The 16,452-nt window shown below is 67.2% G+C and carries 12 protein-coding genes; 7 read left to right on the top strand and 5 right to left on the bottom strand.

Annotated elements, in window-relative coordinates; all coding sequences use genetic code 11:
- Nucleotides 1-76 precede the first annotated feature (76 nt).
- Nucleotides 77-1,645 (bottom strand): hypothetical protein, encoded by a 1,569-nt coding sequence (locus K6T36_RS02725; RefSeq protein WP_222922490.1) that lies wholly within the window; start codon nt 1,643-1,645, stop codon nt 77-79.
- Between the two features lie 224 nt (nt 1,646-1,869).
- On the opposite strand from K6T36_RS02725, the gene K6T36_RS02720 reads away from it, so the two are divergent.
- Both K6T36_RS02720 and K6T36_RS02715 read left to right on the top strand, forming a co-directional pair.
- Nucleotides 1,870-3,189, top strand: a complete 1,320-nt coding sequence (locus K6T36_RS02720; RefSeq protein WP_222922489.1) for a hypothetical protein — start codon at nt 1,870-1,872, stop codon at nt 3,187-3,189.
- A 135-nt stretch (nt 3,190-3,324) separates the two neighbouring features.
- Complete coding sequence (locus K6T36_RS02715) at nt 3,325-4,215, top strand: DUF7504 family protein (RefSeq protein ID WP_222922488.1); 891 nt, start codon at nt 3,325-3,327, stop codon at nt 4,213-4,215.
- A gap of 77 nt (nt 4,216-4,292) precedes the next feature.
- On the opposite strand, the gene K6T36_RS02710 is transcribed toward K6T36_RS02715, so the two are convergent.
- The gene (locus K6T36_RS02710; RefSeq protein WP_222922487.1) at nt 4,293-4,907 is read right to left on the bottom strand and encodes a DUF7504 family protein; all 615 of its coding nucleotides are present in this window, start codon (nt 4,905-4,907) and stop codon (nt 4,293-4,295) included.
- A gap of 207 nt (nt 4,908-5,114) precedes the next feature.
- On the opposite strand from K6T36_RS02710, the gene K6T36_RS02705 reads away from it, so the two are divergent.
- The 4 genes from K6T36_RS02705 (at nt 5,115) to K6T36_RS02690 (ending at nt 11,803) form a co-directional block, all read left to right on the top strand.
- Nucleotides 5,115-5,339, top strand: coding sequence for a hypothetical protein (locus K6T36_RS02705; RefSeq protein WP_222922486.1), 225 nt, complete (start codon nt 5,115-5,117; stop codon nt 5,337-5,339).
- Nucleotides 5,340-5,431: 92 nt separating this feature from the next.
- Nucleotides 5,432-6,670, top strand: coding sequence for a mandelate racemase/muconate lactonizing enzyme family protein (locus tag K6T36_RS02700; RefSeq protein WP_222922485.1), 1,239 nt, complete (start codon nt 5,432-5,434; stop codon nt 6,668-6,670).
- 1,089 nt (nt 6,671-7,759) lie between these two features.
- Nucleotides 7,760-10,519, top strand: a complete 2,760-nt coding sequence (locus K6T36_RS02695; RefSeq protein ID WP_222922484.1) for an integrin alpha — start codon at nt 7,760-7,762, stop codon at nt 10,517-10,519.
- A gap of 291 nt (nt 10,520-10,810) precedes the next feature.
- A complete protein-coding gene (locus K6T36_RS02690; protein ID WP_222922483.1) occupies nt 10,811-11,803 on the top strand; it encodes an acetamidase/formamidase family protein in 993 nt (330 codons plus the stop codon).
- Here the strand turns inward: K6T36_RS02690 and K6T36_RS02685 are convergent.
- The 3 genes from K6T36_RS02685 to K6T36_RS02675 form a co-directional block, all read right to left on the bottom strand.
- Nucleotides 11,761-12,414: a hypothetical protein gene (locus tag K6T36_RS02685; RefSeq protein ID WP_222922482.1), complete on the bottom strand. Its 654-nt coding sequence runs from the start codon at nt 12,412-12,414 to the stop codon at nt 11,761-11,763. The genes K6T36_RS02690 and K6T36_RS02685 overlap by 43 nt on opposite strands.
- The gene (locus K6T36_RS02680) at nt 12,404-13,501 is read right to left on the bottom strand and encodes a DUF3179 domain-containing protein (RefSeq protein ID WP_222922481.1); all 1,098 of its coding nucleotides are present in this window, start codon (nt 13,499-13,501) and stop codon (nt 12,404-12,406) included. The genes K6T36_RS02685 and K6T36_RS02680 overlap by 11 nt, the downstream gene beginning before the upstream one ends.
- Nucleotides 13,502-13,645: 144 nt before the next feature.
- On the bottom strand, nt 13,646-14,902 hold the full coding sequence (locus K6T36_RS02675) for a Glu/Leu/Phe/Val family dehydrogenase (RefSeq protein WP_222922480.1): 1,257 nt from the start codon (nt 14,900-14,902) through the stop codon (nt 13,646-13,648).
- A gap of 210 nt (nt 14,903-15,112) precedes the next feature.
- Here K6T36_RS02675 and gdhB point away from each other — a divergent pair, with 210 nt between their 5' ends.
- Entirely contained in the window at nt 15,113-16,429 is a 1,317-nt protein-coding gene (gdhB, locus tag K6T36_RS02670; protein WP_222922479.1) for a glutamate dehydrogenase GdhB, read from the top strand.
- The last annotated feature ends 23 nt before the right edge of the window (nt 16,430-16,452 follow it).

Here is a 16,452-nt window from a genome sequence, read left to right as displayed (position 1 = left end):
GAGTTCGTCCGTCGAAGCAGTCGGTGGCCTCAGCCGTTCGACCGAACCAGCAGCCGAACGGACCGCGTGCGAACGGTCAATCCGACACGACCTGACCGGAGGCCGGCGATCCGGAGACGGTCGCTTCCGCGGGGCTGTACGTAAGCGTGTTGCCCCGGCTTTGGATCGTGAGTCCGTCGACGGTCAGCGTCGCCGCCTCTAGATCCAACTCGGCCGTCAGCTCGCCGTTCTGCGTCCGGAGGGATGCCGAGGACAGCGTCATGTCGCCGACCGAGCCGAGCGAGATGTCGCGGTTCGTCTCGACGGTCGCCCGTTGGGCATCGAGCGTCGCCGCCGAGGCGATCTCGATGGCGCCGTTCTGTGAGGTCACCGCCGCATCACGCATCGTGAGCGGGCCTTCGTCGGTCGTCAGCGAGATCTCCCTGTTCGTTCGGATGCTCGCGCCCGACGCGTCCAGCTCGCGGGCCGCAACGGCGATCTCCCCGTTCTGGGACTCGACGGTCGCATCCGTGAGCGAGACCGTCCCGTCCTCGCTGTCGATCGAGACGGCGTCGTTCGTCGTGATCGAGGCGCCGGCACCCGAGACGCCGGCGCCGGAGACACTGATCTCGCCGTTCTGTGAGGTGAGGCTCGCGTCCTCGATGTCGACCGGCCCGCCGTCCGCGGCGAGGCTCAGGTCCTCGTTCGTGGAGAACTCCGTCCCGCGTGCGGAGATGCGCTCCCCTTCGAGGGCTATCTCGCCGTTTTGCGCACGCAACGTGGAGTCGGTGACGCTGAGCTCCGTCTCCGTCTGGACGCCGATCCCCTGGTTGGTCTCGATCGTCGTTGCCTCGGCGGTGAGCGACCGCCCCTCGATCTCGACGGGGCCGTTGTTCCCCCGAACCGTCGCGTCGCGGAACGACACCGTGCCGCCGTCCGCGGCGATCGACACTCCCCGGTTACTGGAGAGCGTCGTTCCCCGGACGGTCACCGAAGCGGCCGTGATATCCATCTCCCGTCGCGTCGACACCGTTTCCCCGTCGGTGTGAACGACGAGCTCGGCGTCGTCGTTGTCGAAGGTCGCCACCTCCTCCGCGGTGAGGGTGGCCTCCCCCTCGTCGTACTCGCCGTCGCCGTCGGTGTCGATGTACGCGACACCGTTCCCCGGGCGCGGCTCGTTCCCGCCGCCGCCGCCACCCGGACAGTCGTAGGGGAACTGTGCCGTCAGCACCGCGTCGGTGACGCGGGCCCGGTCGCCGGTCGCCTCGATGACTGTGAGGGTGAGCGTTGCCGTCCCCGAGCCACCGACACTCGGCGTGCACCGCGCCGTGATCTGGTGGCCGTCACTCGGCGCGATCGTCACCGGGTCGTCGGGATCGGAGACGGTGACGGCCTCCGTATCGACCGCCACGTCGAACCGAACCGTCAGCGTCGAATCGAAGTTGTTGAACAGCCTCGCGACCGGCGTTCCGCCCCCGCCCTGCCCCGGGTTCGTCACCGACTCCCCCGTGTCGACGAGCGCGATCACCGCCGAATCGTCGTCGGCGATCGAGATGTCGACCGGCCGCGACCCCGCGATCGTACTGTAGCTCCCGGTCGGAACGGCACTGAACACGACCCCGGCGATGATAAGCAACACGCCGAGATACCACAGTGACCGGGACATGCTGGGTAGGTGCGCGTTACTACGAGTTGACGTTAGTTAACCTATATGGTCGACAGACGGATGATCGTCGGCGGTTGCAGCGAATACTATACTATCCGAGAAGGAAGACAATTATTTATCCGCATCCGTCCTAATTTATCGGCGAGACGGACAAATGCCGGAGTATTTGTCCGGTACTGTTTTCACGGTCGGAGCGTAAGGCTATCCAACTGGTTTCGATGGGAATGGCAAACGACTCCTCAGATGATAGCGCTTCCGACGGGACGGATGACTCGCTTGAGGAGTGGTTAGCCGAGCAGGCGGCCTCCGAAGGGATCTCCGAGGAAGAACTGTTCGAGCGGCTGCTCTCGTCGTATTGGACCCTGAACGAAGTCACGCAGTTACTCGAGTCGACGAGACGGGAGGACATCGACAGTCAGGATCCCTCCCGGTCGACCCCGTCACCGCGACACGAGAGCCGAGACGCCGAGCGGGAGTCGGAGAACACGACGACGGACGGGGAGAGCTCGTCGGAACCCGAACGGATCGACGAGCTCCTGAACTGGGTTGCGAACCTGCAGGCGGAGCTGGAGGCCGACATCAACCGGGGGGCGGAGCTCGAGGCGAACGTCGACGAGATCGGCGACCGCCTGGACGAGCTGGAGGACGAACTTGAGAACCACGAGTCGATAACCGTCGCACGGATCCAGGATCTACGGCAAGAGCTGGAGTCGATCCGCTCGACGCTGTCCGGGGAGCAGGAGGCGATACGTGACCGACTCGACGCCGAGTTCGAGGACCTGGAAACGATTCTCACGTATCTGGTCCGGACCACCGACGGGCTCGAGGAGCGGACCGAGTCGATCCAGGCGGACCACCGACAGACGGTCGAGCAGTTCCGCACGGAGTTGAAGGAACTCCGGCGATCGACCGATCGGCATCGACAGCTCATGCGGACGGCGATGGAACTCGGCGTCTCGGAGGCGACGTGTGAACACTGCGAGGAGTCGGTCGATCTGTCGCTGCTGACCGATCCCGAGTGCCCGGGCTGTGAGGAACCGTTCACCGGCCTCCGGGAGGAGCCGAAGTGGTTCCTGTTCTCGACTGCGATCGCCGAGACGAGAGGAACCGGCCGATCGGGCGGTCGAGCGGACCGCTCCCGTCGGGGCGGATCCCCCCCGAAACTGGACCGAGAGACGGATAGATCGAGCCAGCCGGACGTGCGCTCGCCCTCGTCAAACCCGGAGGCTGGGACCCGATCGAACCCGCCGGAGGGAGGGATGTCTTCGCCGCAGCCGGATCCACGTACGCCGTCGGAAACCGACGCGGGTTCGGAACCCACCATCGACACGCCTCCCGAACGACCCGAGAGGCCCCGCTCGGAGGACGCGGGCGGATCGGAGGGAACTCAGTCCGAGGAGGTCGATGACCCGGCGGATCTCCCGCTGGAACTCTCCACCGATATCACGGAGGAGACCGACTCCGACTCCCGCCCGGACGGGACGGACGAGTCCGATGGGGGCGCGGACGCCGCCGACCGGTTCGATTGGCAGGACGAGCGGTGATGTGAGCCTCCGGGCGTTCGAGGCCGTTGTTTTACTCGTTCGATCAGCTAATTGATCCCGGATGTGCGTTAGGGATACGCTCCACCCGCTGTACTATCGGGACAGTGTTTTATGATCGTCTTGCGTGAAGAACGTGTGAGCAGCGACGAGTCACGGGATCCCGACGCGGACGAGACCGAGTCGGATCTTGGAGCCCTCCGGGACATCGCCCAGGACGTAGACGGCGGCGAGGAGGGTCGCGACACGGACACCACACCCGATGGAGAGTCCCGGTCACGAACGCTCTCCGATCTCGCGGAATCGATCGATCGACGGACCGGCGGGGAACCGAACCGGACCGACCACGCCGACCCGGACGGATACGCGATGGACGATTGGGACGCCGTGGATTCGCCGGAGACGGGAGGAGTGTCGTCGTCAGCGGAGGACACCATCGCGACGCTGCTGGAACTGGTCGGAGACATCCCGAACGTGCTGGTCAAGGGCCCCGAGGGCGCCGTCATCGAGGACATCCTCTGTTCCCGGCTGTTGGCGGGTCGGTCCGGTGAGCCGATCGATGTCGTGCTCGTCGCGATCAACGAATCGCCCCTCCAGCGGCTGTCGATCCTTCGGAACTATCTGCCGGTCGAGATCGGGGAGCTGACCGTGATCCACGTCCCGATGTACAGCGACCGAGTCTCCGCCGGCGAGTTCGACCGGTCGGTGAACGTTCAGCGGGTGTCGGACCCGACGGACCTCCGGCGCATCGGTATCCTGATCAGTCGGACGATCGCCGACTGGATGGACTCGACGAACGAGACTGCCGTGTGCATGCACTCCCTGTCGGAACTGCTCGAAGCGAGCACCGAACACCAACGCATCTTCCGGTTTCTCCACGTCCTCACCGGTCGGATCTCGACCGCGAACGCTCGCGCCCAGTATCACCTCGATCCGTCGCGACACACGACCGAGACGATCGGAACGTTCGCCTCCCTGTTCGAGGCGACGGTCGAGTACGATGAGGACGGGGATGTCTCGTTGGAGTGACCGTCCCCCGGACGGGACACCCAACGGCCACACCGGGACCTGCCACACGAACACGGGCTGTCAACTACGATCGGTTCTCACGCCTCGCTGATCTCGTCGATGCTGACCACGGTGTCCATCACCTGGCGAAGCGCCCCGATCGTCTCCGTCTCGTGTGCGCTCGGGTCGACGTGATAATGGATGGAGCCGCCGGACCCGCCGACGATACTGTTCGTCAAACTCACGAACTGGATCGCCTCCTCCAGCGACACGTACTGTAACAGGACGGTCAGCGAATCGAAGCAGATCGCCGTCGCTCCATCGTCGGGCGCCTCGTCGATCACTTCCGTCAGTGTGATCCCGAGCTTCGTGACGTTCGACGGGTCGGTGACGGTCTGAACCGACAGCGGACCCTCGTCGGAACCGCCGGTCGTCGGATCGAACGCTCCCCCGATCCCCCCGCGAACCTGTACACACACGCCATGGTCGGGCAACTCGTCGCCGTGCCGGCAGATCTCCGTGAACTGATCGTCGACGGAGCGTCTGAACGAGAAGCGACAGTACCTGGCGATCCCGTCGGAGTTGGGTAACAACCTGCGGCATGCGACTCGCTCGCGGGGATCGAGCCCCGGAACCTCGAGAAGCATCGCCGTCCCGTCCGACCAGTTTTCGTCGATGGCGGGCCCCACCCCACCGTGTACGTCCGCTCCCATATGCCACACATGTTGTCTGAATATAATTAAGTATGTGCCACTGTGTGGAGGGGAGTCCGCTTCGAAGGTACCGGGGGCGTGAGCGTCGATCGGCAGAGTACCAGTTAACTACGGAATCCCTCTCCGTGGAGTGGTTCTGGGGACCGTCGTGGCGACGCTCGGGAACCCGTGTCCTTTAGCACACACGGGCGTGTCGGACCAACCACCGTGTCCGCCCGCCGCCCGTTCGACGAGACGAAGTCGCTGATCGCGACGATCCTCGGCGTGCCCGCGCTCGCCGGACTGGTGTACATCCTGCTCGTCGCCGTCAACGTCGCCTGGCGCGACTACGGCCTCGCGGTCGGCGCCGTCGTCTTCGCCGTCGGGTTCGTCGCGCTCTCGTACGGCGCCTACCGCGCCGTCGAGTTGGTCCGCTCGTCGGGCGGTCGCTGACTCGTTCCGCCGGGGCACCTCCGACCATCCGTCGCGACCGACCCCCGCGAGAGACTGCCAACCTTTACACTAATGCGAGTAAACAGGCGAGTATGAGCCGGAACTACGACTCGCTCCACGACCCGAACGCGGAGTACACGATGCGGGAGCTCTCCGGGGAGACGATGGGCGTGACGGCGAAGCGAGGCGGCGGTCGCGACGTGGAGATCACGGACGTGCAGTGCACGATGGTCGACGGGAACTTCCCGTGGACGCTCGTGCGCGTGTACACCGACGCGGGCATCGTCGGCACCGGGGAGGCGTACTGGGGCGCGGGCGTCCCCGAACTCATCGAGCGGATGACGCCGTTCCTCGTCGGGGAGAACCCGCTCGACATCGACCGGCTGTACGAGCACCTCATCCAGAAGATGTCCGGGGAGGGGTCGGTCGAGGGAGTGACCGTCAGCGCCATCTCGGGCATCGAGGTCGCGCTCCACGACCTCGCGGGCAAGATCCTGGAGGTCCCGGCCTACCAGCTGCTGGGCGGCAAGTACCGCGACGAGATGCGCGTCTACTGTGACTGCCACACCGAGGAGGAGGCGGACCCCGAGGCGTGCGCCGACGAGGCCGAGCGCGTCGTCGAGGATCTGGGCTACGACGCGCTGAAGTTCGACCTCGACGTGCCCTCCGGCTTCGAGAAGGACCGCGCGAACCGCCACCTCCGACCGGGCGAGATCCGCCACAAGGCCGAGATCGTCGAGAAGGTCACCGAGCGCGTGAAGGACCGCGCTGACGTCGCCTTCGACTGCCACTGGACGTTCTCGGGCGGCTCGGCCAAACGTCTCGCGGACGCCATCGAGGAGTACGACGTGTGGTGGCTGGAGGACCCCGTCCCGCCGGAGAACCTCGAGGTGCAGGAGGAGGTCACGAAGTCCACCGTCACGCCGATCACGGTCGGCGAGAACCGCTACCGCGTCACCGAGGAGCGCCGGCTCATCGAGAACCAGGCGGTCGACATCATCGCCCCCGACATGCCCAAGGTCGGCGGCATGCGCGAGACCCGCAAGATCGCGGACGTGGCGAACCAGTACTACGTCCCGGTCGCGATGCACAACGTCTCCTCGCCGGTCGCGACGATGGCGAGCGCCCACGTCGGCGCCGCCATCCCCAACTCGCTGGCCGTCGAGTACCACTCCTACGAGCTGGGCTGGTGGGAGGACCTCGTCGAGGAGGACGTGATCGAGGACGGCTACATCACCATCCCCGAGGAGCCCGGCATCGGCCTCACCCTCGACATGGACACCGTCGAGGAGCACATGGTCGACGGCGAGACCCTGTTTGACGAGGCGTAAGTCGAAGTCAAACTCGAAAATCTCCGATTTTCGTAGTTCGACGAGGCGTGAGCCTCATCGAACTCGCTGAACTCCGTTCAGCGTAGTTCGACGAAGCTACGCTTCGTCGGGCTCCCCGAGCCTGCTCGGCGTCGTTCGACGAGGCGTATGCCGAAGTCGAACTCACGGCGAGAAGAGACGGGTACTCCGAAGAGACGTGAGATACCTCGGAGCCGCGGCCAGTCGTACGGGGTCGATCCCGGAGCTGTCCCGTCGGCCGTCAGTCTGCGGCCTCCCCCGACTCTCAGTCGCCGGATCCGTTCTCCCCTCCGCCCGTGGACGCCGGTCAAGTACGTCGATGTTGCGCCGGAATGGGGGACTGACGCCATCGAGACCCCCGCCGACGCCGCCGAGCTGATTCACGCACGTTCGGTCTACTGAGCGTCGATCTGTCCGGCACGGCGGCTAACCAAACGAACGACCGCGTGATAGCGGGGATGGACCCCGAGGGTCTCACAGCGACACCGTCCTTCTGTCCACGCTAAGGTTACTCGTCGCGCCGGTCGCCGGCTGGGCCACCTTCGGGGGGCGATGACCGACGAAGACCGCGGAACACACGGCGACGGCGAGTACGACACCCGCCGAGACTGACACGGCGACGTCGTTCCTTCCTGGTCTCCAACTCCGACAGCGACACCAACAGCAACGCCGTCCACGATACCTTCAGCGATACCGTCTCCGACTCCATCAGAGACACCGTCCGCGTCATGTAGAGCGTGTGCGGGGAGACCCGGTCGCATCGGGAGCATTTCACGCCAGATGCCCGATGTTTCTGTACACCCGGCGTCGTGGAGCCGAAGGCCGCGCGAGCGTTCACAGATTATCGCTCCCGAAACGTACGATTTCCGAAAGTAGACTCGATCTACCCGCATATCGGCATTCATGTTGTCAGAGTAACAATACCGCTTGTTGATCTGTATGTGTGGTATGCGAACAAGCAGTCACGGCGGTCTGCGTGTGCTGGTACTCGTTCTGATAGTGGCTCTCGCTCCGGTCGTCGGCTGGGGGGGAGCGGCGGGCGCGCACGATACGGCCGCGGCGAACACGGCAGTGAACGTCGACACGGACCTGAACGAAGTGGACGGCGACCATCCCGAGTACGGACCGAACCGAGGTGAACGGCTGCGTGGCGAGATCGACCTCGAAGAGGCGGATTCGAAGTTTATCGGGGCGGGTCAGGGCGACAACGCCGGCTGGTCCGTCGCTGGCGTCGGCGACGTAAACGGGGACGGCCACGACGATATACTGGTCGGCGCTCCCAACAACGATACCGAGGAATCGAACGGCGGCGCGGCGTACCTGTTTTACGGTCCCGTCGAGCCCGAGGAGATCGACCTGTCGGAGGCCGACGCGACGTTCACCGGTCCCGCCGAGAACGACTCTGCGGGATGGTCCCTCGCGGGCGGCGACCTGAACGGCGACGAGTACAGCGACATCGTCGTCGGCGTCCCGGGCACCGACGCGCCGGGGACGGGCCCGGGCGGGGCGTACGTGATCTACGGCGGACCGTCGATCGAGGGGGAGTCGTCGCTCTCCTCGGCGGCTAACGTGACGCTCGAGGGTGTCGACGAGAACGACATGGCGGGCTTCTCGGTCGGCGTCGTGAGCGCCGAGGACGCGACCGACGGAACGGAAGACGCCGACGACGAGGGCGGTGCGGTCGTCGTCGGGGCGCCCAGAGTCGACACGTCCGCTGGCAACGAATCGGGGGCGCTGTACGTCGTCGACATGACTGCGGGCCCCGAAGGGACGATCTCGCTCGAGGACGCCGACAGCACCTTCCTCGGGCAGGACGACAACGACCTGGCGGGCTCCGCTGTCGCGGGCGCGGGCGACGTGGACGACGACGGCCGCGACGAGGTCGTGGCGAGCGCGCTGGGTGCGGAGGTCGACCGGACGACCAGCGACAACCAGGGCGCCGTCTACGTCCTCTCGGACGTGTTCGACGCGGGAACCGAGAGCCTCTCGTCCGCGACGGCACGCTTCGACGGCCCCGCGCCGGGCTACAGGGTCGGGTACTCCCTCGCGGGGGCGGAGGACGTGAACGGCGACGGGATCGACGACTTCGTCGTCGGAGCGCCGTTCGCCGACGAGCGGGCGAAGGACGCCGGCGCCGCGTACGTCGTTTTCGGACGTGAATCGCTGTCCGACGGCAACCTCACCGATGCGAACATCACGGCGTACGGGATGGACGAGCGCGACCTCGCCGGCAGATCGGTCGCGCTCGTCGGCGGGGACTGTAGCGAGTACGCGGACGTGTTCGTCGGCGCGCCACGAGTCGACACGAAGCGCGGCAACAACACGGGCGTCGCGTACGTGGTTTCGGGCGACGACGATGACCGGCGAACGGTCGCTCTGGATGACGCCGACGCGCAACTGCAAGGCGAAGGCGCGGGCGACCGTGCCGGCTTCGCCGTCGCGGACGCGGGCGACGTAAACGGCGATGACGCCGCGGACGTGCTCGTCGGCGCGCCGCGCAACGACTCCGGCGCTACCAACGCTGGCGCCGCGTACCTTCTCCACGGCGACTGTCCGGAGGAGAAGAAAGACAGGAAGGACGACAAGGATGAGAGAGACGACAAGGACGAGAAAGACAGGAAGGACGACAAGGATGAGAGAGACGACAAGGACGAGAAAGACAGGAAGGACGACAAGGATGAGAGAGACGACAAGGACGAGAAAGACAGGAAAGACGACAAGGATGAGAAGGATCTCAAGAAAGTCGGCACCCATATCGAGTGTCGCGATGACGGCGGCAAACTCGTCCTCGAGAACCCTAACCATCTCACGGTCAAAGTGACCATCGAGGGGCCGGACCACTTCGATAAGCACGTTGTGCTCGGTGCCGGCGAGATGTACCACCTGAAGGAACTCGAGAACGGCGAGTACCGGATAAAGACGCGTTCGAAACATTCGGCGTCGATGACCGTTGAAACGGTCACTGTCGACTGTGACCCCACCGAGACGCCAACCGACACCCCCACCGAGACGCCAACCGACACCCCCACCGAGACGCCAACCGACACCCCCACCGACACGCCAACCGACACCCCCACCGACACGCCAACCGACACCCCCACCGACACGCCAACCGACACCCCCACCGACACGCCAACCGACACCCCCACCGACACGCCAACCGACACCCCCACCGACACGCCAACAGACACCCCCACCGACACGCCAACAGACACCCCCACCGACACGCCAACAGACACCCCCACCGACACGCCAACAGACACCCCCACCGACACGCCAACAGACACCCCCACCGACACGCCAACAGACACCCCCACCGACACGCCAACAGACACCCCCACCGACACGCCAACAGACACCCCCACCGACACGCCCACCGAGACGACTACGACGACAGAGCCGAACCTCGCCGGGATCAGCTTCATCGCGTTCTGCGTCGAGGGGGGAACCCAGCAGGTGAACGACCCCTGTCCGGAGGGTGAAAGCCTCCTGGTGAAGTTCGAGTGGAACGGGAACGCGTTCGCCCCGGAAGGCGGCGACGACGAGGGCGTCGAGATCACGGACGTCGTGACGAACGACGAGGGCGAGCCGATCGAGTCGGATTGGTCGTCCGAGGAAACGGTCTCGACGGTGGTGGTCAAGTCGAGTACCGACGAGTGCACCTTCTCGGGCGGAACCAGTGGAAGCGTGACGTCGTGCGGACCGCCGAACAGTCAGCAACAGATCGGAACGGGAATCGGCCCGTTGAACTCGATCACTCCGCTTCAGGTGCTCCCGTTCGTCGGGGTCGCCCTAGCTGCCAGGCTGGCGCTCCGGCGCGAGGAGCACTGACCGGTTTCGCCCCGCCCTCGCTTCCGTCCGCATTCGAGCCGGTTCTCTCCGGTTAAACCCGGCGCGGAGCGGGTGTTCTACCGCTTCGCTGGCGGCGGCCTGATACGCGGCCACGAGCCCGAGTATCGCCGCCGTGACGACGACGCCCAGCTGTTCCGGCCCGCGACGCACAGCAGGTGTACTCGCCGGCGTAGCCCGTCCCCGCGAGCGTCCCCGGTCGCGAGCGCCGGCTTCCGGTTCGGAACGCCGGTTCGGGCGTGTTTTTGACGCCTCGGTATGAACGGTGATCACATGCCACATTACGGCCACGATGAAGAGCAGTCGTACACCGTCGACTACCGCCTCTCCGACGCCGACCGCAACATCCACTCGGCGTGGGACAACTCCCTGGAGCCGGCGCTGACCGTCGAGGACGGCGACGTGGTCCGGTTCGAGTGCCGGGACGCGGTGGATCGCCAGGTCGACGTGGAAACCACGGCCGAGGACGTGATGGACGTGAGCTTCGATCCGGTCCATCCCCTGACGGGCCCGGTGTACGTCGAGGACGCCGAGCCGGGCGACGTGCTCGAAGTGGAACTGCTCGACCTCCAGCACAAGGGCTGGGGGTACAACCTGTACTTCCCCGGCGACATGGGCCTGGGTCTGCTCCCGGAGGAGTTCGACGAGCCGGGCATCCACATCTGGGATCTCGAGGGCGACGTGGGGACGTTCGTGAACGGCATCGAGGTGCCGCTGGACCCGTTCCCGGGCGTCATCGGCAACGCGCCCGCGGAGGCGGGCGAGCACGACACGCTCCCGCCGCGGTCGGTCGGCGGCAACATGGACGTGAAACACATGACCGCCGGTTCCACGGTGTATCTCCCGGTCGAGGTGGAGGGCGCCCTGTTCTCGACGGGGGACTGTCACGCCGCCCAGGGCGACGGCGAGGTGTGTGTCACGGGCGTAGAAGCGCCGATGTTCGTCACGGCGCGGTTCCGCGTCCGGAAGGACCTGGACATCGAACAGCCCGAGCTCGCCACCTCGGGGCCGTTCACGCCGACAGGCGTCGACGAGCCGATGTACGCCACCACCGGCATCGACTCCGATCTGATGGAGGCGACGAGGAAGGCGACCCGCCACATGATCACCCACCTCTCGGAGCACCGTGGGCTCACCCGCGGCGAGGCGTACCTGCTGTGCTCGGCGGCGATGGACCTCAAGATCAGCGAGGTGGTCGACGCGCCCAACTGGACGGTGACCGCCTACATCCCCGAGAGCATCTTCCCCGACGGGGAGGAGGCCTGAACGTCGAGGCGCCATCCCGCCCACAGCAGCGAGGCGACCAGCAGGAGCACGGCGGCCGGTCGCAGCCACGCGATCGCCGTCAGCGCCGCGCTCGTCGCCTGTATCCCGAGGACGATGAACACCAGCGGGCCGCAGCAGGCCGTCCCCGACAGCAGCGCCGGCAGCCCGGCCGCCAGTCCCGAGGCCGGAGAGATATCGCAGACGGACGGCCGTCGCCACGCCAGCGCCGATAGCGCCAGGTTCGCGCCCACGAGCAGGCCGATGGCGACGGCGACCGCCAGCGTCGCTGGCACGAACAGGTACTCGACTGGACCGACCGCCACGAGGGCGACGCCTTCCCCCGAGACCGCGCGAGCGAGCGGCGCCGGGACGGCGGTCACGGAGACCGCGCCGGCGTCCGCGCCGGCGACGCCCGCCGAACGGGGTGCCGCCCCGAGATCGCCGACGGCGACGGCGTACACGAGCGAATAGACCGCGGTGGACGCGAGCAGCACCGCCACCGCGACTGGGTCGGCCAGCGCGGCGGCGAGCCCTCGGCGGGTGCGCGCCAGCGCCGTCGCCGCGACGGCGGTCGGACCCCGATCCTCCGGGGGCTCGTGTTCACGAGACATACGCGGTCTCCGGGTAGAAGCCGGCCCAGGCGTGCCACATGGCGTCGAAGGCGTAGACAGGCTCCAGCGGCAGGTCGCCCGCGCGGTGCGTCTCGCCGTCGACGACGAACTGCCCCTCATCGTCGCCGGGGGCCACGCTCCCGGCGCCCCGGCGGTACACCCACGACGAGTCGAGCGCCGGGTCGTACGCCGCGAGCAAGCCGTCGTCGCCGTCCCCGTCGCCGGCCGTTTCGAGCAGCCCGCGTTCGCGCAACGACGGCTTGTCGAACGCGACGGCACCCTCGGCGGTCCTGGCGCCGATCACGACGCGCTTCGGCTCGTCGAGCGTCTCGGCCCACCCCTCGTCGAGCGACGCGAACAGCGGCCCCCCGCCGCCGTAGTAGCCGCTGGTGGGGTTGTAGTTGCCGTACGGATCCGAGCCGTAGCGCTTGGCGTAGCCGGTCTCCTCTGTCAACACCAGCGTGTCGGGGTGGGTCTCGCGCCAGCGTCCCCACGTCGTCCAGACGAGCCGGAACTCGCGGAGCTGGTCGCCCGCGAGCGGGCCGTCGACGGCCGTCGCGAGCAGCTGCGGCCACCGGGAGTCGGTCGCGCGGTCGTACATGACGAGGTTGTTGTTCACCAGCCGTCCGGAGACGCCGAAGGTCGTCTCGCCGCGCTCGAACCCCATCGCGGTGCCGGTGAGCGGGCAGTAGGTGACCGCGACCGGCGTCCCGTCGAGGGTGTCGTTCGCGACCTCGTGCCAGACGAGCACGCGCTGGGTGTACGCCTTCACGTCCTCGGCGCCCGCGTAGCCGAACACCACCTCGTCGTCGGCGAGGTCCGACTCGCTCGCGGGCGCGAACGACGGATCGTCCACGGACGGGATACCGTCCTTCCCGGGCCCGCCGTCGACGACGGCCTCCCGCACCGTCTCGTGATCCCACGGCTGATACAGGGGGCCGTCACGTTGGGGCGGTCCCGACGCGCCGCCGGCCGTGATCGCGCCGTCTCCGCGCCCGGAGATACCGCCCACACACCCCGACAGCGCCGTGGATCCTGCGACCCCGAGCGCTCCGAGCAGGCGTCGCCTCGTGAGCGCGCGTTGCATGTGAACACGGAGGATGACCGCGACAATAGGGATAGTCCGGTCGTGCGAGGCGATCGCACGGGTTCCGATCCACGAGATCGGTTTCGATCCGCGAGACCGATTCCGTTCACGCGAGCCGGTACGAGCGTCGCGACCGACGGCCGTTCAGGGCCAGTTGCCGCTGTCGGCGAACGCGTCGGCGACCCGCTGGACGGCGACGACGTACGCCGCCGTGCGGAAGTTCGGCAGGTCGAGCGACTCGTAGCTCTCGACCAGGTCGTCGAAGGCGCTCACGATGTGGTGCTCCAGCTCCTCGTTGACTCGCTCCTCGGTCCAGTAGAACCGCTGGCGGTTCTGGACCCACTCGAAGTAGCTGACGGTGACGCCGCCGGCGTTCGCGAGAATGTCGGGGAACACGTGTACCTCGGCCTCAGTGAGCACGTCGTCGGCCTCCGGCGTGAGCGGCCCGTTCGCGGCCTCGACGATCACGTCAGCCTCCACGTCGCGGGCGAGGTCGCCGTCGATGGCGTTCTCCAGCGCGGCCGGCACGAGCAGGTCGACGTCCATCGTGAGCAGGTCCTCGTTCGAGAACTCCTCGTCGGCGCCGGCGTAGCCCGCCACCGATCCCGTCTCGTTCTTGTGAGCCTTCACGTCGCGGGTGTCGAGGCCGTCCTCGGCGTAGACGGCGCCCGAGGAGTCGGAGACGGCTACGACGTTCGCGCCCATGTCCTCGATGAGGTACGCCGCGATGTGGCCGGCGTTGCCGTACCCCTGGACGGCGACGCTGGCGCCCTCGATGTCCTTGTCGAGGTAGTCGAACGCCTCGCGGGCGGTGAGCATCGTCGACCGACCCGTCGCCTCGACGCGACCTTCGGATCCCCCCGTGTCCAGCGACTTCCCCGTGACGACTCCGGGCTCGGTCGTGTTCTCCAGCGTCTCGTAGGTGTCCTTGATCCAGTTCATCTCCCGCTGGCCCGTGTTCACGTCGGGCGCCGGGATGTCCGTGTCCTCGCCGATGAGCGGGCGCAGCTCCTCGGCGAACGAGCGGGTGAGCCGCTCGATCTCCGCGTCGGAGTAGTCCGAGGGGTCGACGACGATCCCGCCCTTGCCGCCGCCGTAGGGGATGTCGACGACGGCGCACTTGTACACCATCCACCCCGATAGGGCCTTCACCTCGTCGCGCGTGACGCCCGGGTGATAGCGGATGCCGCCCTTGTACGGGCCGCGGTCGCCGTTGAACTCCGACCGGAACCCCCGAAACCGCTCCAGCGACCCGTCGTCCAACTCGACGGAGAGGTTCAACTCAAGCACCCGCTCGGGATGTTTCAGCCGTTCGAGCACGTCGTCGGCCACGTCGAGGTGCGCCGCCGCGTCGTCGATCTGCTCCTGGAGGCTCTCGAATGGGTTCGCTTGGTCAGTCATTGGTCCACCGTTCCGTCGGTCGGGGGTTATGCTTACCGGAGAACGGAGAAGCGCCGGTTCGTCGCCGGCCGACGCCGAGCACCGTCGGGATCCTCTCGGATATTATTGAATATATATACCTTAGAAACGACCATACCATCAATACTATATTCATCTGTCTCCGACCGGCGGACATCGACGCCGCCGCGTTCGCGGCGGTCGACACCCATCATGTCCACCGGAACCGCAGGCACCGGCGAGAAGCGCGTCGCCACCGACGAACAGCACGAGCCCGAATCGGCGCTGGAGACCGCGCGACGGCAGTTGGAGCACGCCGCGGCCCACCTCGACGTCGACCCCGGCGTCATCGAGCGCCTCAAGCACCCGACGACGGTCCACCGCGTCGCGGTCCCGCTGGAGCGCGACGACGGCTCCGTCGAGGTGTTCACCGGCTACCGCGCACAGCACGACGACGTGCGCGGCCCGTACAAGGGCGGCCTGCGCTTCCACCCGGAGGTGAGCGAGGAGGAGTGCGTCGGCCTCTCGATGTGGATGACCTGGAAGTGCGCCGTGATGGACCTGCCCTTCGGCGGCGGGAAGGGCGGGGTCGTCGTCAACCCGAAGGAGCTGTCGACCGACGAGAAGGAACGGCTGACCCGCCGGTTCGCCGAGGAACTGCGCAAGTTCGTCGGGCCCAAGAAGGACATCCCGGCGCCCGACATGGGCACCGACGCCCAGACGATGGCGTGGTTCATGGACGCGTACTCGATGCAGGAGGGCGAGACGATCCCCGGCGTCGTCACGGGCAAGCCGCCCGTCGTCGGCGGCTCGGAGGGGCGCGAGGAGGCCCCCGGTCGCTCGGTCGCGATCATCACACGAGAGGCGGCGCGGTACTACGACTTCGACCTCGACGGCCTCACCGTCGCCGTGCAGGGGTACGGCTCGGTGGGCGCGAACGCCGCCCGCCTGCTCGACGACTGGGGGGCGGACGTGGTCGCCGTCTCCGACTCCGGCGGCGCCGTCCACGACCCGTCGGGACTCGACACGCACGCGATCCCGAGCTTCGCCGAGCAGCCGAACGCCGTCACCGAGTACGGCGCCGACGCCGACGGCGCCGACCTGCTCGACGAGGGGAACGACATCCTCGAACTCGACGTCGACGTGCTGATCCCGGCCGCCGTCGGCAACGTCATCACCGTCGACAACGCGAACGAGATCCGCGCCGACATCGTCGTCGAGGGCGCCAACGGCCCGACGACGTTCCCGGCCGACGAGATCCTCGCCGAACGCGGCGTCCACGTCATCCCGGACATCCTCGCGAACGCCGGCGGCGTCACCGTCAGCTACTTCGAGTGGCTCCAGGACATCAACCGGCGCACGTGGACGCTCGAACAGGTCCAGGAGGAACTGGAGTCGGAGATGCTCTCGGCGTGGGACGCCGTCCGCGGCGAGGTCGAGGACAAGGACGTCACCTGGCGCGACGCCGCCTACGTCGTGGCGCTCGACCGCATCGCGGAGGCGAAGAGCGTCCGCGGCCTGTGGCCCTGACGCGGTAACGACGCGGCGAGGGA

The sequence above is a fragment of the Halobaculum roseum genome, assembly GCF_019880245.1.
GTDB lineage: Archaea > Halobacteriota > Halobacteria > Halobacteriales > Haloferacaceae > Halobaculum > Halobaculum roseum.
Note: the sequence above shows the minus strand (reverse complement) of the source record. Positions and strands in the feature narration are given on the sequence as shown.